We start from the raw sequence: 17,439 nt of genomic DNA, 5'->3' as shown, positions 1-17,439 counted from the left end.
TTGAGAAGATCATTCGTAAATATCTTTTCTATGTCCTACTTTTCTGATATCTACCACTAGTATTTCGTCGGCAACGGCGTATATCACTCGATAATCTCCGATCCGGATTCGCCAGTTCTCAGATATTCCACGAAGTTTTTTTGCACCGTTTGGTCGAGGATCTCCTGACAGGGCTAAAATGGCTTTGATAATTTTATTATTGACCTGTTTAGGTAATTTTGAGAGCTCTTTTGCAGCAGATTTACTTACAATAATCTCATATTGATTCATCCAATTTGCCTTCTTCTTTTAATGTCTTGATCAGATCCTTTAGCGGTATTTTTTCTTCGTCCTTTCTCTGCTCCGCTATCATATTGTCATAAAAATCTTCCCACAGTTTTCCATATATTTTTAAATCAATTTGAACAGCAACTTTTCTGTTCTTATTATCCGTCACATAATTTATTCCCTTCATGATCATTGCTTTTGCGTTATTAAAGTTAACGATTTATTCAAATATTTGATTCATCCTGGTGGAGTTGTTGCAGTCTATCCTAATTAATTTTGAAAATCGGATTCAATTTTTTTGAATACTAAAATTAACTATCAGTTCTCTAACCAGTAGCCAATATAAAACAATTTATTTCGAGAGCTACTGTGGACTGTTGATTTTCGACTGTTTTCTGTATGATCATGCCTGAATTTGAATGCTGGTGCCATTGCAGATAATCTTTATTCCATTTTAAAAATCCATCCATCCATCTGCTTTGGCTTTTTTCTTTTCTATGACCGTAAAATGGATTAAATTCGTAGCCTATATTACAGGAACGATATTTGGACTGCTTTTGACTGTGAATACCTGTGCGCCTGTTGACAATTATCAGCATGATTATTTGTGATAAAATTACATCCTGATGTCATAGCGGATAAGCATAAAATTAAATTATAAACACATGAAATACACCTTTCTTTTGATTTTATTTGTCTCTTTATTTTTTGTTGAATCTTACGCTCAGGATCAACTTGCAAGCTACAATAGAGCAAAAACCCTTATCGGTTATGGTAATTACAAAGAAGCCATGGACTTATTGCGCCCCTATTTAGACGAAACTCAATACGGTGAATTGGCAAACTATGCAACTTATCACTTCGCAGAAGCAGCGTTTCTAAATAGTCAATATGCCTTATCAAAAGCTACCTTGACACCACTCTTGGAAAAGAAGTCTTGGAACAAAATTGAAGATGCAAATTACTTGATGGCTTTGATCCACTTTGAAGAAGGGAACAACTCAGAAGCATTGAATACCATACTGCAAATCACTGATCCAGCAATCAAAACCGAAGCAGAAAACGCTTCATTTAAATATCTCAAAGAAGCCTCATTAAGTTATTTGGTTGGAAATATCAAAAAGTACGAAAGTAACAGAGGGTTTTTATTTGCGCTGAAAACACAGTTGGAAAGTCAAACAGTTATGTCAACAAATGACAAGTCGGTTTATAATCAGATCAAAGATGTTAAACTCGATCCCCTAGACAATACGCCTGAGCGCACCCTCAGAGTTAAGAATAATGGTGTGTTGGATGTGGCAATCGTCTTGCCTTTCAATTATGCAGGAGGAACCGGAGTGAGCAATATCAATGCGGGGAATTTTATTTTTGACTTATACCAAGGGATCGATTTTGCCATAAAAGGAGCAGTAAAAGAAGGTGTCCAATTGAATGTAAAGACATTTGATACAGAAAGAAACCCATCCAAAATCAACAGCATTTTTGCAGATCCATTTTTTGATCAAGTAGACCTGATCATTGGTCCGCTTTACCCTGAAGAAACCGACGTCGTAGCAAAATTTGCACAAAAAAATCAAATTCCTTTTATCAATCCGCTTTCTAATGTGGATGATAAACTGGATACTTATGAATTCGCGTATTTATTCCGTCCTTCGATTTCTTCGATTTCGGAAGGTGTATTTGAATATGCTAGGAAATTTATTCAAGGGAAAAGAATTGCTATAGGCTATTCTAATTCGACTAGGGACGAGCAGCTTGCAAAGAAAATGGTTTCAGATGCTACAAAATATGGCTTTCAGATTGTCGCTAATCAAGAAATTACAGATAGAAATATCAGAACCTTTTTTACTGACTTGAATCTCCGAAGTGGAAATGCGACCGCAAAAGCAGATATCATCATCATCCTAAGTGATGATCCAAATGTGGCTTCACCAACCTTTGGACTCTTGGAATCTATATCTGGAAATACGCCTGTAATGGTGATGGACACTTGGCTGTTTTTCAATTTTGCGAATTTTGAAATGCTCCAAAACCAAAATTTCCACTTTATTTCCAACAATACCATACGCTTTGCAAGTTCTCAGGTAGAAGAGTTCCGTGAAGCCTTTTTTGAAGAAAATCAAATCTATCCCTCCCTCAACGCACACTTGGGGTATGAATTGATGAATTGGGTGACGACCACAATCAACAGCTCAAAAGGATTTGATTTCAGAAAAAACCTGAATGAAATCGGAAGAAGCGAAGGAAGAATTTCCTACGGTTTGGATTTTAGAAATAGCAGAAATAATAAATTTGTACCCATTCTGAAATTGGAAAATGGGGTATTAGAAGAGAAATAAAATAATTTCAATGCAGATTAATAAAAGTAAAGCCTTATTTGAAAAGGCTCAAAATTATATTCCAGGAGGTGTGAATTCACCGGTTAGGGCATTTAGAGCAGTAGGAGGGAACCCTATTTTTATAGAAAAAGCAGATGGCGCCCATATCTTTGACGCAGATGGCAATAGTTACTTCGAGCTGATCAACAGCTGGGGACCAATGATACTTGGTCACAATCACCCAATGATCAAAGAAGCTGTCATCAAAGCGATGGAAAATGGAACATCTTTCGGTGCGCCAACAGCGAGGGAAGTGGAAATTGCCGAATTGATCACCAAGATGGTCCCCTCTGTAGAGAAGGTCAGAATGGTCAACTCGGGAACAGAAGCAACCATGTCTGCCATCAGAGTGGCAAGAGGATTCACCGGTAAGGATAAGTTCATCAAAATGGAAGGACACTACCATGGACATGGAGACTCCTTCTTAATCGCTGCAGGTTCTGGTGCCATGACCATGGGCAATCCCGATTCACCAGGGGTCACCAAAGGAACAGCCAAAGACACATTAATTGCTCCATACAATGATTTGGAAGCGATTGAGGAATTGATAAAAGTAAACAAAAACGAAATAGCTGCCTTGATTTTAGAGCCTGTTCCGGGCAACATGGGTTTGGTAACTCCGAAACCGGGTTACTTAGAAGGTTTGAGAAAAATCTGTGACAAAGAAGGAATCATATTGATCTTCGATGAGGTAATGACAGGCTTCCGCTTGGCAAAAGGTGGAGCGCAAGAACTCTTTGGCGTAACTCCAGACATGACGACACTAGGTAAAATTATCGGTGGAGGAATGCCTGTTGGGGCCTACGGTGGCAAGAAAGAAATCATGGAGTTTGTATCCCCAGCTGGTCCCGTTTATCAGGCTGGAACTTTGTCAGGTAATCCAATCGCCATGGCTGCGGGTCTTACGATGCTACAATATTTAGATACACACGATGAAGTTTACACAAGGTTGAACCAAATAGGAGATAAATTGGTCAGTGGAATCAAAACCTCTTTAGAGAAATTAGGTCTCAATTATACAGTCAATCATTTAGGTAGCATGTATAGTTTATTCTTTACGGATAAAGAGATCTTTGATTTTGCTTCTGCAAAACAGGCTGATACAGCGCTTTTTGGAAAATACTTCCAAGCCATGCTGCACAGAGGGGTGTATTTAGCACCTTCACAATTCGAAAGTTTATTCCTCTCCACAGCACTGACAGACGAATACATCTCCCAGATCGTACAAGCCAATGAAGCCTCTTTAAAAGAGATTTTGAGTTTGTGATAGATACTAGACATAAGAGGTTAGACACAAGATTTAAGACTCAGTTATCGTTTTATACTGGTTTAACCAAATAACCAATTAACCTATTAACCCAATTAACCTCTTAATCCAGTTAACCTTTTAACCAATTTAACCTTTTAACCCATTTGCCCAATTAACGCTTTTAACGTTTAACATTTTAACAACAACGCCATGCAACTCAGAATATACGGAATCAAAAATTGTAACACGATGAAAAAGACCTTTGATTTTTTGGAATCAGAGGGCATTGAATACGAATTTGTGGATTATAAAAAGCAAGCGCCAAGTGCAGCTTTATTGGTGAAGTTCGCAGACAAAGTGGGTTTTGAGTCCTTGATTAATAAACGCGGAACAACTTATAGAAAACTGGATGATGCAGACAAGGAAAAGTTGGAATCAGAAAAATCAGCTTTGGCTGTATTAGCAGAAAAAAGCTCCATGATCAAAAGGCCATTATAGAATTCCCAAATGGGGATTATTTGGTTTTGGGTTTTGAGCCGGAAGAGATTAAGGAAAAATTATAAATTAAAAAAAAGCTTTCCATAATGAACAGCTTTTTATTTTTTAAACTTAAACAATGTAATTCTAACCGTTTAGAATATTCTAAAAGTATTAATTAAATATAAATAAAAAAAATAAACAGATAGGAATTGATCTCTGTCTGTTTATTGAAATCTTCAATTATGTTGATCTTGTTTGTGCGTCTTTATGTAGACCGCATCTACACCTTCAATATTTTTTAGGGTGAATAATGAAAAGTTTATCTTGTTTAATCAGTGACCATCAGTTCAATCTGTTCAATCAGCGTTCTATTGGCATGTAGATGACACAGATATTGCTGGTTATCACCGACCTTGTTTGTGCGGCTAGGTGTAGATTCAATCTACACCTTCAATATTTTTTAGGATGAATAATGAAAAGTTTATCTTGTTTAATCAGTGACCATCAGTTCAATCTGTTCAATCAGCGTTCTATTGGCATGTAGATGACACAGATATTGCGGGTTATCACTGATCTTGTTTGTGCGTCTTTATGTAGACTGCATCTATACCTTCAATATTTTTTAGGGTGAATAATGAAAAGTTTATCTTGTTTAATCAGTGACCATCAGCTCAATCTGTTCAATCAGCGTTCTATTTGCATGTTAAAGGCATGACTAGTGAAAGAAATATCAATCCAATGCACTTATAAAATTTGATTGAAACCTAAAAAGCAAAATTCATAAACAGCATTACTTGCCTTGGCCTCAATAGAAAACTTTGTTGACGAATAAAAAAGGAATCAGCGCTAAAAGTACCGAAATTACTGTTGTTTAAAATATTTTGTCCTTGAAGAGATAGGTCCCAACGACTATTTTTGATTTTATATTGATACATCACATCTAGGAAACCAGTTAAGTCCCTACTTCCCGAAAGTCTGTTGTCATAATGCTCCCATTTGAAAGTAACAGTTTGGTTTTCTTTGATAAAAAGATCTAATGATGCCACATGGTTGAACTGTCTAATACTACCTAGACTCCTTTCTTCTACTTGAGAATTGATGAAATTTAGTTTGGCTATATATGTAAGGTTTGCTACCCTTGATGGGTTAACTTGAACCTCTACTCCAGAACCTAATATTTCAAATTTTACCGATGACAAGATACCATTTATAACCTGTTCATTAGTTTGAACTTGATAGTTGCCAGAAAGTGTCAGGTTTGTTTTGATCAAAGGTAAGTATTTACTTATTCTGAAATTTGTAAGATGACCTGTCCCCCTATTATTCATATCCAATGTCTGATAAAATACTTCTCCAGATGCTGCCACTTCACTTTCCATGATGGTATTCATTCTGGTATCTGTGTAGCTATAATTTAGACTTGAAAAAATGGAATTAATCGGGTCGCGATAATTGATCCCATAATTTAAGGAATGCCTTAAGACTCCTGGAACAGAAGTAGATCTTTGCTGAAATGTCCGGAAATTTCTTACTATAAATCCATAGTGAATATCATTGATTCCTTTAAAGTCATTTTTTCTTGAAAGTCTTAAGGTTGTATTCCATTTTCCAGTAAAAAAATACTTCATAAACAATTGAGGTTCAATGACCAATCTAGAAACTTCACTTTGCTCGGTTAACAGCCCATCGTTCACATTGATATTGAAATAACTCAGGGGAAATTTGAATTGTAAATTGAAACTCTCCTGTTTCAAATTTAATTGAGAATTTAAATAGGGCTTAAATTGGCTGTAGGAAAGATCATTGACAAATGGTTCTGGTACGATCATCTCACTATCTCCAACCATTGTTTCCAGATTGCTTTGCATACTTTCATTTTCATAAAGTAATCCTACATTCCCTGAATAAGACCAGTTTCTGGGCAAGCCTTTGGTTATTCCAATGGAATGATGCGCAAAAATGGACTGATAGCCAATTTCTTGATTCAATCTTTCATAGGGCATATTGTCGTTGAGCAATTCCTCGAAGCTACCAGGACTAACTTCAAAATTCTGATTTGTTTGCCTAAATCCAACATCAGATTTAATATTTAGCAATTGCTTTCCTAATGGTTTTAAAGTATGAAAACTATTGCTGATGGAAAGTAAAGGTAAATTAGCTTGTTGATCCCAATTGACTTCATTTAACCGACTTATGCCCAGCTCTCTATTATTTAGGATATTGATATTGAGGTTATTTTTGAGGTATGACTTTTTTTCATTCTTTATCCAAGAAATTTCTCCATCTAGGGCGCTAGATAAAAGTCTGTTTTGATGTGATTCTACAAGCTGAATAGTATCATTTGGTAAAAAATAAGCCGTATTGATTCCTCCCTGCTGTCTTTGGCTATCATGTAAATATGAAATATTGGTCCGTAAATCTGTTCCACCTTGGTTTCTCTTGAGTACATTAGCAGAAACCATCTGACTTTGGTTAAATAAAAAACGTTCTTTCTTGATAGATGGAGTCGATAGTGTGGGTAAACCAAACCAAGGTCTTAAATCTGCTTGTGCACCTATATTCTCCTGAAGCTCCTCTAGTGTTAAAACAGTAAGTTCTTGACCAATATCTTTTCCAGAATTATTTGTTTGTAAATTGTAGAGCATCTGTAAGTCATTTCGAAAAGTCATAGGGCTAAATTTTCCCTCATATAAAAATGGAGCTGCACCGATTCCAGCAGTTCCAGTACCTAACCAGACATTTTTTCGTGTAAGCTTTAAATTCAGTGAGGCTTTGTCAGAGAAAACAAGACTATCCAATACCCTAAGTGGTTGATGATTCTCTAAAATTTGTATAGACTCAACAGCATCTGCAGGAAGATTTCTACTCGCTAAATTGTATCTACCTTCCAGCAAGTCCATCCCGTCAATATAAAATTTCTGAATACCATTTCCTTCATACAGAATCCTTCCATTTTCAAGCACTTCTATACCTGGAAGTTTTTTAAGAATATCAGCAATTACTCTGTCATTTTGATTGGTAAAACCATCAACAGCATAACTTAAGGTATCATTTTTTAACGTTACAGGATTTTTGATAGATTTAAGGGTGAACTCAGGGATTTCTTGTATGCCCTCTTCCAATTCCACCAACAATTCCTGTGTCTTGTTGGGTATAAACATTTGAAACTCCTGTATGGTCAATGAACGAAAAAGCACGAGTAGACTATCCGAATCAGATTGTACTTTGATAGTAAAATTACCAGCCTCATCGGTAATCCCATAAGAAAGAGTGGAAAGACTTGTGGGATTTTTGACAAGAATATTTACTCCAAAACTTGATGAAGATTCCTTTGCTACAGTAACCTTTCCTGAAATGATGGATTGACCTATAGCAATAGTGCTGAACAATAGGAAGCTGAAGAAAAAGAATAGGAAAATTGCATTATACCGTTTCATTTATCAATCAAAACTAATAAATAAATAAGGCAATGGTGATTGATGTTTTCATTTAGAATCTCTTAATATTTGAATTTCTAATGGATTATTCTTTTGATCATATCGATTTTGAACTTCTTTAGCCTGATTTGGATCGGTCATGGTAATTCCAGCTCTAGCTAACCTTTCAAAAATATTTGTGTTAAAATCAGCTTCTAATTGGAAATACTTATTTCGAGTAGTTTTAATTGGAACAGGATTCATATTGTGATCTAAACTTTCTTCCATTTTTGAAATACCCACCATATTAAAACTATAGTGATTTTTAGTATCATTTAATTTTACAATTAATCCAGGGAGATTCCCAAAAACATAAGGGCCATCGTTTATTGGGATTTCTGTTGTAAACCAAGCCTCAAAATTCCTTCCTCCATAAGTTGTAATAGCTTTCTGCACTTTGAAACCCTCATATTCATCAAATTCTTCCAGAATTTCCCAATCTTCTGCGACTAATGTTCCTTCAAAAACAAAATTATCTGGTATTATTCGATCGTAATATTTGTAGGATTTGTTCTTCCAATCTTTAACTATTGTGTATTTAAACTTAGGCTTTTGTATTTGATTGACTTGACCAAGAATGAGACCTGGATTGGCAACGCCATTTTCTTTAGCAGCAGCTACCAGTGAATCTCTCTGCATTTGATAGTAATTCCTAAATTTAGACTTTTTATCTCCAACAAAAAGTACCATTAAGTCACTTGAGACGAAATCTAAATTTGTAGAATCAGATTTAAATATGACTTCATAATAAACCATATGAGTTGATACATAGTTCTGGTTTAATTCAGAAGAAGCGAAAAATGAAATTAGGATAATTAAAATTTTTGACATAGTTTCTAAATTTAAAGAGAGTGATTTTCATCACTCTCTATGAACTTTAATTTAAGGGCACAATAATTCATCTGCCTCTATGGCTCCATCAATTATTTCAAAGATGTCATCTCCACATACTATTGTTTCGAATTGACAAGAAGTTGTGACAGGAACACAGGTTGTTTCGTTTTCTTGAAGTGTCGCAAACCCCATTGATGCTCCTATAAATGCTAAACTTAGTGATAAAAAGATTTTCTTTTTCATTTTTTCATGTTTTATTAATAAATAATTATGATTATCCGCTTGTATACAAGTAGGGGCAAATGCTTGCAATAACCAATCTGTCAAATAGTTTTTCACCAAAGTATCTTCGGTTTAGTTTGTAACAGAATTCATTGAGATAGTTTTGAAGCATCTTTTCTGAAACCATATGGTACTTCTGCAGATCTCTTTTGAGGTTACTTATTGCTATATGTACCCATTTGAGATTGAACTTACCTTCTTTTGTGGAGGATAGTTCGCTTACATGGACATCGATACAATCTTCTAGGTTAGAATAAGTCGTACTTTCATCAGTCTGAACCACAGCTTTCTTGTCAATCAGGCCTTTTATCAGTTTTTCGGCTGTTTTTGCCTTCAAGTTATCTATTTTGACCATCTTGAAATATCTGCAGCTTTTGTCCTTTTCTCCGGTAATTAAGTCTTCAAGAATAGATGATTCAGCCATGACAGCAACGGAAGCTTGTTTTTGACTTCCGCGTCCTTTCTTCAGCTTCATCCTTTCCGAAGATTTTGTTGCCTTGCTTACAAAAGCCTCATCATATTCAACCATATCCTCTAGTTTATATTGGCTATCACGTTTACCCATTGCTTCTCGGAGCTTGTGGTACAGCCTGAAAACAGTCTCGTATCTACTATGCCCCATCTGCCTCTGGAGTTCCAGGCAGCTAAACCCCTTCTTGGTTGCACTTACAAGTGTCATTGCAAGCAACCAGATCCTTAATGGCAACTTGCTGTTTTCCATAACGGTACCATTCTTCAGGCCTGTCCTAAATTCACAATGTTTACATTGAAACATATTGAGAGAATTAAGCCAGTAGTGTTCTCTGGACTTACATTTCTTACAAATAATGCCTTCCCTTTCTCTTTGTTCCTTAAAGAAATGAATGCAACTTGCCTCATCTGGATATCTTTCATTGAATTGTAGGATAGTCATGGCTTCTTTCTTTATTTCAAGCCAATTAAACACTTAAAATACAGCCCTGAAAGTTATTGACACGTATTGTCAAAGTATAAAATTTGCCTACTTGTACGTAGGCGGATATTCATATAAATAATTATTTAAGATAATAAAAAAAATAATAAAGAATAATATAATTTTAATTTATTTTATTATGTTAATTCAAAAATTCATTAACTTTGGGTTGATTAAAATTTTCCAATTAAAAACATAGAATACCTCGATTTATAAAAATATTATTTTCTTATTTTAAGTTCAAATTAATAATCTTTTTTAAAATCCTATTTTTTTCTTTGTGTAGTTCAAGGTAGAAATTGATGGTTTTCTTGTTTTTTAAGATCATTTCAGTTGTAATAAGATAAATTAATTTCCTGAAGAATCATTTTGTATTCTTTAATTAAATCCGTATTGTAAATTGGATCTCCCATAATCTTAATCTGATTATTATGATCAATCAGAAATGTTCTCAATTTCTTATCTGATGTTAATAAATTATTCTTATTTTCAAAATTATACTCATCATCCCAAAGTATTAAACCTTTTACATTAATCAATGGCTCAAAATGTTTTAAAAACATCACTGAACCTTCTTTTGAAACGTTCATTATAAAGATAACCTGACCAAGGGAATCGTTTTTTGTAATTTCTTGGAGAAGTATATCCCTTTGGTTAATTTCATTAATTACACATTTCATACAAAACCCATCAACTATTGATATAATTTTTGCTTTATTTAGAAAAGTTAAGTTAGAAAAGTCAAAATCACATAATTCCCCTTCAATAAGCAACTTAAGATTTTCATTAAATTCAATACGAGGATATTTATCAAATTTATAATATGTGCTATCATTTTTCTTTTCCGAACATGAAACCCATATTGATAAACTAAAGAATAATAAGTACAAATATTTTAATTTATTGTTTTGTAACTACTCAGGTACATTATTTACTGACCAATATTCAAGTATTTGGAGTCTTGTTGCCCTCTGTGGTGTATTGATGCGTATTTGTATGTGAATGTACGAAAATCAGCTTTAAAGTTGGTTTATCCACATTTTTTTGTGGGGAAAAACAGCGTGGATTATTGGTATTCATGGGATTATGTGCTGATATTCAGGAAACATTTCTATAGTATATTGGACCACAGGGATACGCTTATTCAGGAACTGATCAAGATGAACCTCCAGCTTATGGAGCAGGTCAAGTCTTTAAAATCTAGGGTATCCGATTTGGAAAATGAGCTTGCCCGTTACCGTAATCCCAAAAACAGCCGCAACAGCTCGGTTCCCCCTTCAAAAGACGAGAACCGCCCCAAAAAAAATCAGAGTCTCCGTCAGGATACAGGGCGCAAAACCGGCGGTCAGCCTGGACACAAAGGCCATACCCTTGAAATGACATCCTCCCCGGACATAATAGAAAACCACATCCCTTTATTCTGTACCTGCTGTGGTGGTGATCTGTCGGCGGTTCCAGCAGAACTGTCCTCCAAAAGACAGGTCCTGGATCTTCCTGTGATTAAAGTGGTATGTACCGAGCATAGAATCTTTTCCAAAAACTGTTCCTGTGGAGAAAAGATCAGTGGGTCATTCCCTGACAATATCAATGCCCCCATACAGTACGGGAGCGGTGTTGAAACCATTGTCGGTTATCTGCATGCCAGACAGTATGTTCCCTATAGAAGGATGAAAGAACTTCTCAGGGACTGCTTCGGTATTAATCTCAGCGAGGGGAGTATCGATAACATTATCGGTAGGTTTGCCCGCAAGTCTGCACCAATATATGCAAAGATAAAGACGGCAGTCTCTAAAAGTCCTGTGATAGGAGCTGACGAGACTGGGGCTAAAGTGGATGGAAACAAACAGTGGGTCTGGACTTATCAGACCGAGGAACTCACCCTGTTAGCTATATCTGAATCACGTGGACTTAAGGCGATGAATACACATTTTCCCGATGGGTTCGGAAAGGCAGTATTGTGCCACGATGCATGGAGGGCATACTTCAACTATTCGGAAAACCTGCACCAGCTCTGTTGTGCACATCTGCTTAGGGAGCTCAACTACATTGTTGAACGCTATAAATCTAAATGGGCTGACAGCCTTAGGGCCCTGTTCAGGGAAGCTATCTCACTGAAGAGAAAACTCAAAAAACTATCAGATCCAGAGAATAGCAGGAGTATTGCTTCCATTGAAGAGAAGATGGATAACCTACTCGCCCAACCTGTAGAGTCAAAACATAAAGAAGCAGTATCCCTACAAAAAAGACTCCTGAAATACAGAAAGTCACTTTTTACTTTTCTCTATCACCAAAAAGTACCACCGGATAACAATGCCTCTGAAAGAGCCATACGCAACATCAAGGTGAAACAAAAAATATCAGGACAGTTCAAATCCAACAATGGAGCTGAAAACTTCAGTGTTATAAGATCCGTCGTGGATACCCTGATCAAACGTTCGGGAAATATCTTAGAAAATCTAAATCATATAGCTAATTTACAACCTGAGTAGTTACATTGTTTTTAATCATATTGAAAGTATCCAATTGGGGTTTCTCGATCAAGGAATGAAATGAATATCCTAGCATTGGTTTCGTCAACGCTGAAATAATCTATCTCAAAACCAACATTATAAATTTTTATGAGTTCACCATCTAGATTGAAGAATAAGAGGATTTCACTTCCATTGCTTATGGGCCTTTTGTTTTCATCAATTCTAAACCTTGGTTTGTTCCTATAGGCTGCTATTATATAGTTTTGGGTGATTTTTATTTGACTAAAAAAACCAAGTTTTCCATTTTCATTATCAAATTCTTTTTCTCCCAATATATTAAACTTCAAGTGCCCATTTTGATCAAATACCGTAATTAGATCGTGAAATGCGTATGACAATGCCATCATTTTATTTTTATGGGAATAATCAAAAAAGCCCCTTGTTTTTTGCCCTTTTAATTTTGGATGCTCGTATCCAAAAAATGATGTTTTACCTGTGTTTAAGTTATATCTACCTAATCTGACTCTTGCAGAATTGACATCTAATACTTCCAAAGCTACTCCAACAGCCATACTATCAGAAATAACTTCAAATCTAGTGAGAAAATTCTCATTATTAAATGGTAACGAGACACTGGGCTTATAATCTAAATCAAGGATAGCAGAATCAATTTTAAAATTGAAAATTCTGAGTTTAGAAAAGTCAGGCATCCAAAATTCATTGGTTTTATTGGAATTAGCTAGAAGTCCATACCTAGTGATTTCTCCTGGGCCTTCACCAAGAATGCCAGTTCTAGAAACGAATTCTAAGGAGTTTTTATTAAATAAAAGTATCCCTCTATCAGTGAGAGAGGACAAATCAGTAACAATTAAATAATCATCTTGAATTTCTAAATGTGGTCTTTTGATGATTTGCTCAATTTCAAGATCAATGATTTTATTACTCACATCAATCATTTCTGCCTCTGAAATCTTGAATCTCTTTGTTGGATCTTTCTCCTGACAACTAATTTGTAAGACAAGTAGAATAAAATAGATTAATTTGTAATAATATTGCTTCATCATTTTCTCAAAATCTTTATTCAACTAAAGTGGATGCTTGATCCCTGTTTAAGACAATTAGCTTTTCCTCCTCTGCTAAGACTAAGAAACTTCTAATTGGCGGAGCTATCTCCTTTCTTCAAATATTCTTGAATCAAGCCAAATGCAGACTCGTCCTGAGGTTGCGGAGCGGAGATTGTTACAAGCTTACCTTCCTTCTCGATAAGCGCATACCTCGGGAAACCTTGACCTATTTCAAACAGATCATTAAAATAAGTTTCATCTGATTTCTCTGCTTTTAAATGAACTCCCTCAATATGATATTTCTTGATGGTATTGGTCCATTTTTCTTCTGTGTCATAAAAGTTATTTTATCATATCAATTTTCTTTCTGTAGCAAAAGTTAATGCTGGCGTAAAAACTATAAATTCTGAGAAAACTATGTAACCGATAAATTTAAACGGTATTTCGCCAATGAGCATTAATATTTGAGTTAGATAGATAATAGGAAGTATGAAAATCCAATTCATAAAAAAATAATTTTGTGAGACATCCCAGTTTACTTGGTTCTTCATTGACAATTTAGTCCTATAGCCAATAATTGGATTTATAGTCTTTGGCCTAACAAAATAGATAAGAATGACTATTAAAGTAGTGACAATGTTTAGCACCAATATTGCAACTAGAAATTTATTCATTTTTAGAAATTAAAGAATTGAAATTTTAAATTCTATTATTTTTGAAATTAATCAATATGAACTACTACTAATTTCTCTTTCAACGAGAACTATGAAATCAAATATAATTATAATTTATTAAAAAAAATAAAATAAAAAATAGACATATGTAATTATCCCATACTAAATAAAGAAGCGCTATCTTTTACCTATTTTTGGGGGATTTCAAAGATTTTTTTTCAAAAGTTAGGTGTAGATTGCATCTGTTTCCACGACTAGGTGTAGATTGTATCTACACCTTCAATATTTTTTTGAATCAACTTTGAATAGTATTTTTCGTTTTTGAATCAGTGATCATCTGTTTGATCCGCTAAATCAGCGTTCTATTTGATCTTATACTTTAATCAATTGTTTTAATTTTCCCTGATACGATTGGTATTAATTTCTTTTAGCGGTATCATTTAGTAAGGATGCAGCCGCCATTTTTTCAACAAAATCTGATTTGGAAATCATCAAAGACATAATACTTTGAAAAGTGCGTTAAATAGCACTATCATAACTACATCTTGGTTTTCATTATAAAATTTTAACAAAAGGTGTGTTTTAAAGCACTATGACTTGGCTTAACTTGTGACGTGGCGGATTGTACTTTGTTCTTCGTATCCTTCAACCTGTCGTTCCCTGAAAATATAAATGCACATCAACACATTATAAAAAATACGAAAGACTCCTTCCGTTTTTATCTGCCTTGATAATATTATTGTTTTTCAAGTAACTCAGTCTAACTGAAATAGAATTTTCCAACTTACTGATATCTGATTTGGGTTCTAATTGCTGAATCTTTTGGATGATTTCAGATTTATCTCCCTTCTCAATTTCTTTGAGTGCAAACAAGATTTTCTTGTCTAATTTAAGTTTATCAGAATATTGGTCTGGTATAAAACTTTCATCAGATTTGATAATGTTGCTAGGGAAATTAACAAAATCCACACCTTCCAATGCTTTCAATGCAGTGTCTATTTTTTCAATCTCATTGATCAATGAGTTTCTTTTTTCTTTTAAAAACTTGATAATCTCTTGCTCAGATAGTTCGGTCATGTTGTATTGATTTAGAAAGAAGGTTTGAAAAGTTAAAATTAGAGAGTTTTTTAATTTAAATTAAATTTCAAGAATAAATTAATTAAAAATGCCACCTTGCATGATGAAAGGCTATAATATTGTTTAATTGCTTTTATATTGGTTTATAATACTCCCCAAAATTGAGACCAGAGGTTAAGTTAAAAAAAACCGTTTAAATTTAACCTTATGAACAAGCAAACAAGACGAAAGTTTTCTCCTGAGTTCAAGGCAAAAGTGGCCCTTGAAGCAATCAAGAATCAGTTTACATTGGCTGAATTGTCCAAGAAGTTCGATGTTAGCCCTGTGATTATCTCCAAGTGGAAGGGTGAGTTTTTGGATAATATGTCAGCTGTATTTGAAAAGGATCATTCAAAGAAAAAGGAAGAAGGCCCTGCCCTTGAGCAGCTCTATGCCCAGATCGGAGAGCTAAAAGTAGAGAATGACTTTTTAAAAAAAAGCTGCAAGAAACTGGGGATATGAAAGACCGGGCGACATTGGTTTGTTCCGATTATAAGGGGCTTTCTATAAGGAAACAGTGTGAAGTATTGGAGGTTCCCCGAAGCAGTCTATATTACAAACCAAAAGGGGAAAACGAGATCAATCTGAAACTGATGGGAATCATGGACAGGCATCTTACCGATCACCCTACTGAAGGCGTTGTGTCGATGGTCTATCTGTTGACAGGACTGGGCTTCGTTGTCGGCCCAAAGCGCATCAGGAGGCTTTTCAGGCTGATGGGCAGGGAAACCCTTTACAGGAGGAAGAACCTTACCAAATCCGGTTTGCGTGAATATATCAGGCCTTATCTTCTCAGGAACTTAAAGATTGAAAAGGCCCAACCAAGTGTGGGTAACCGATATCACCTACATTCCGATGCAGAAGGGGTTTATGTTCCTGACCGCAGTCATGGATGTTTACAGCAGAAGGATACTGTCATGGGGTATATCCAACAGTCAGGACGCCAAATGGTGTAAGCAGGTAATCGAAGAGGCCATCAGAGAAAATGGTAAGCCAGAGATAGTCAATTCCGATCAGGGAAGCCAGTACACATCAGCCTTATGGATCAATTACCTTGAAGGGCTGGATATCAAAGTATCAATGGACGGAAAGGGAAGGGCTTTGGACAATGTATATATTGAAAGGTTCTGGAAGTCGATCAAGTATGATTACATCTATCTGAACCCAAGCGAGGACGGTTATGACCTGCTCAAAGGTGTCAAATGGTATATTGAATATTACAACCAAAAGGTTCATCATACCACTAGGGAGAAGCCTGGGGAAAGATATTATGGGCCAACCCGAAAAGCAGCATAAAGTAAAAGTTAGTTGTCCTATTTCCCAAGGGTACCCTTGGGAAATAGGACAACTAAAGAAGTATTAACAAATAAATAAATTAACTTAGCAACTGATACTTTTGGTCCAACAAATGGGGAGTGTTATAGTTCTTATATAGTTAAATAGAACTGAAAAATGTTTATCCGTAAAATGTAATGCCTCTTCTTTCATAACGTGCAACATTCCAGATACTCATCTAGATAATTAACAAAATCACTTGAATAATTAATTAACAATGGGAAATATAGGTAATAATGATACTAAGCTATTTCATGCAATTGAAGACTTTTTTTCAAAAAAGGGCCATGAAGGTCTTGGAATTAATGCCATTTCCAAGAAATCAGGTGTGGACAAATCATATATATATAGAAAGTATGAAACCTTTGAAAACTTACTAGAAGCTTATTTTATACATAAAGATTATTGGTCCACAAGGGTAAGTGCTGTAAATGACGCTATCTCCGATGATGCTCCTTTTTCATTAAGGCAAATCATTGATTATTATTTGCATAAGCAATTTGATACAGTACTGACAGATAATCAATTTAAAAAATTAATGTTGTGGAGTGTTTCCGAGGAGAATGAGTTAATGAAATCATTTATTACCAAACGAGAAGAGGTAGGCGAGAAGCTCTTTGAGGCAGCCAAAGTAGAAATCAAAGAAACCGCAGTAGATTTTCGGGCTGTATCTGCAATCAATGTTGCTGCACTCTACTATTTGGGACTACACGCAGCTTCAAACAATGGCACATTCTGTGGTCTTGATCTCAACACAACAGAAGACCAACAAAAAATCAAAGATGCCATCTCCTTTATCAACCAAATATTCCTAAAATAAATAAGCCCCAAATTGGTTCAAGTCTATTGACTTGGACCTTA

General features: G+C 35.2%; 19 protein-coding genes. 8 read left to right on the top strand and 11 right to left on the bottom strand.

Annotated features, from left to right (window positions below; genetic code table 11):
- Positions 1-9: 9 nt before the first annotated feature.
- The 3 genes from BELBA_RS00930 to BELBA_RS00920 form a co-directional block, all read right to left on the bottom strand.
- Positions 10-270 (bottom strand): type II toxin-antitoxin system RelE family toxin, encoded by a 261-nt coding sequence (locus tag BELBA_RS00930; protein WP_014770873.1) that lies wholly within the window; start codon positions 268-270, stop codon positions 10-12.
- Positions 257-454: a hypothetical protein gene (locus tag BELBA_RS00925; protein ID WP_041779456.1), complete on the bottom strand. Its 198-nt coding sequence runs from the start codon at positions 452-454 to the stop codon at positions 257-259. The genes BELBA_RS00930 and BELBA_RS00925 overlap by 14 nt, the downstream gene beginning before the upstream one ends.
- A 139-nt stretch (positions 455-593) precedes the next feature.
- Positions 594-866 (bottom strand): hypothetical protein, encoded by a 273-nt coding sequence (locus BELBA_RS00920; protein ID WP_041779169.1) that lies wholly within the window; start codon positions 864-866, stop codon positions 594-596.
- Positions 867-932: 66 nt separating this feature from the next.
- Between BELBA_RS00920 and BELBA_RS00915 the strand changes: the two genes are divergently transcribed.
- The 3 genes from BELBA_RS00915 (at position 933) to BELBA_RS00905 (ending at position 4,392) form a co-directional block, all read left to right on the top strand.
- Positions 933-2,606, top strand: coding sequence for an ABC transporter substrate-binding protein (locus tag BELBA_RS00915; RefSeq protein ID WP_014770871.1), 1,674 nt, complete (start codon positions 933-935; stop codon positions 2,604-2,606).
- Between the two features lie 10 nt (positions 2,607-2,616).
- The gene (gene hemL, locus BELBA_RS00910) at positions 2,617-3,912 is read left to right on the top strand and encodes a glutamate-1-semialdehyde 2,1-aminomutase (RefSeq protein WP_014770870.1); all 1,296 of its coding nucleotides are present in this window, start codon (positions 2,617-2,619) and stop codon (positions 3,910-3,912) included.
- A gap of 231 nt (positions 3,913-4,143) precedes the next feature.
- Complete coding sequence (locus BELBA_RS00905) at positions 4,144-4,392, top strand: ArsC/Spx/MgsR family protein (RefSeq protein ID WP_342626389.1); 249 nt, start codon at positions 4,144-4,146, stop codon at positions 4,390-4,392.
- Positions 4,393-5,138: 746 nt separating this feature from the next.
- On the opposite strand, the gene BELBA_RS00900 is transcribed toward BELBA_RS00905, so the two are convergent.
- The 5 genes from BELBA_RS00900 to BELBA_RS00880 all read right to left on the bottom strand — a co-directional run bounded on the left by BELBA_RS00900 (position 5,139) and on the right by BELBA_RS00880 (position 10,808).
- Positions 5,139-7,811 (bottom strand): peptidase associated/transthyretin-like domain-containing protein, encoded by a 2,673-nt coding sequence (locus BELBA_RS00900; RefSeq protein WP_014770868.1) that lies wholly within the window; start codon positions 7,809-7,811, stop codon positions 5,139-5,141.
- 48 nt (positions 7,812-7,859) lie between these two features.
- Complete coding sequence (locus BELBA_RS00895; protein WP_014770867.1) at positions 7,860-8,681, bottom strand: GLPGLI family protein; 822 nt, start codon at positions 8,679-8,681, stop codon at positions 7,860-7,862.
- 51 nt (positions 8,682-8,732) lie between these two features.
- Entirely contained in the window at positions 8,733-8,927 is a 195-nt protein-coding gene (locus BELBA_RS00890; RefSeq protein WP_014770866.1) for a hypothetical protein, read from the bottom strand.
- 31 nt (positions 8,928-8,958) lie between these two features.
- Complete coding sequence (locus tag BELBA_RS00885; protein ID WP_014770856.1) at positions 8,959-9,879, bottom strand: IS1595-like element ISBeba1 family transposase; 921 nt, start codon at positions 9,877-9,879, stop codon at positions 8,959-8,961.
- A 368-nt stretch (positions 9,880-10,247) separates the two neighbouring features.
- Positions 10,248-10,808: a hypothetical protein gene (locus tag BELBA_RS00880; protein WP_014770865.1), complete on the bottom strand. Its 561-nt coding sequence runs from the start codon at positions 10,806-10,808 to the stop codon at positions 10,248-10,250.
- 156 nt (positions 10,809-10,964) lie between these two features.
- Between BELBA_RS00880 and tnpC the strand changes: the two genes are divergently transcribed.
- A complete protein-coding gene (gene tnpC, locus BELBA_RS00875; RefSeq protein ID WP_245531113.1) occupies positions 10,965-12,407 on the top strand; it encodes an IS66 family transposase in 1,443 nt (480 codons plus the stop codon).
- An 11-nt stretch (positions 12,408-12,418) separates the two neighbouring features.
- Here tnpC and BELBA_RS00870 read toward each other — a convergent pair whose 3' ends face one another.
- The 3 genes from BELBA_RS00870 to BELBA_RS00860 all read right to left on the bottom strand — a co-directional run bounded on the left by BELBA_RS00870 (position 12,419) and on the right by BELBA_RS00860 (position 15,204).
- On the bottom strand, positions 12,419-13,453 hold the full coding sequence (locus BELBA_RS00870) for a BF3164 family lipoprotein (protein WP_014770863.1): 1,035 nt from the start codon (positions 13,451-13,453) through the stop codon (positions 12,419-12,421).
- Positions 13,454-13,803: 350 nt separating this feature from the next.
- Entirely contained in the window at positions 13,804-14,127 is a 324-nt protein-coding gene (locus BELBA_RS20445; RefSeq protein ID WP_014770862.1) for an SdpI family protein, read from the bottom strand.
- 687 nt (positions 14,128-14,814) lie between these two features.
- Positions 14,815-15,204: a hypothetical protein gene (locus BELBA_RS00860; RefSeq protein WP_014770861.1), complete on the bottom strand. Its 390-nt coding sequence runs from the start codon at positions 15,202-15,204 to the stop codon at positions 14,815-14,817.
- Between the two features lie 207 nt (positions 15,205-15,411).
- Between BELBA_RS00860 and BELBA_RS00855 the strand changes: the two genes are divergently transcribed.
- The 4 genes from BELBA_RS00855 to BELBA_RS00845 all read left to right on the top strand — a co-directional run bounded on the left by BELBA_RS00855 (position 15,412) and on the right by BELBA_RS00845 (position 17,398).
- Entirely contained in the window at positions 15,412-15,705 is a 294-nt protein-coding gene (locus BELBA_RS00855; RefSeq protein ID WP_014770860.1) for a transposase, read from the top strand.
- Entirely contained in the window at positions 15,702-16,199 is a 498-nt protein-coding gene (locus BELBA_RS20030) for a hypothetical protein (RefSeq protein WP_245531112.1), read from the top strand. The genes BELBA_RS00855 and BELBA_RS20030 overlap by 4 nt, the downstream gene beginning before the upstream one ends.
- Complete coding sequence (locus BELBA_RS19210) at positions 16,099-16,539, top strand: DDE-type integrase/transposase/recombinase (RefSeq protein ID WP_342626388.1); 441 nt, start codon at positions 16,099-16,101, stop codon at positions 16,537-16,539. The genes BELBA_RS20030 and BELBA_RS19210 overlap by 101 nt, the downstream gene beginning before the upstream one ends.
- 256 nt (positions 16,540-16,795) lie before the next feature.
- Positions 16,796-17,398, top strand: a complete 603-nt coding sequence (locus tag BELBA_RS00845; protein ID WP_014770859.1) for a TetR/AcrR family transcriptional regulator — start codon at positions 16,796-16,798, stop codon at positions 17,396-17,398.
- The last annotated feature ends 41 nt before the right edge of the window (positions 17,399-17,439 follow it).

This window comes from Belliella baltica DSM 15883 (assembly GCF_000265405.1).
Classification (GTDB): Bacteria; Bacteroidota; Bacteroidia; order Cytophagales; family Cyclobacteriaceae; genus Belliella; species Belliella baltica.
Note: the sequence above shows the minus strand (reverse complement) of the source record. Positions and strands in the feature narration are given on the sequence as shown.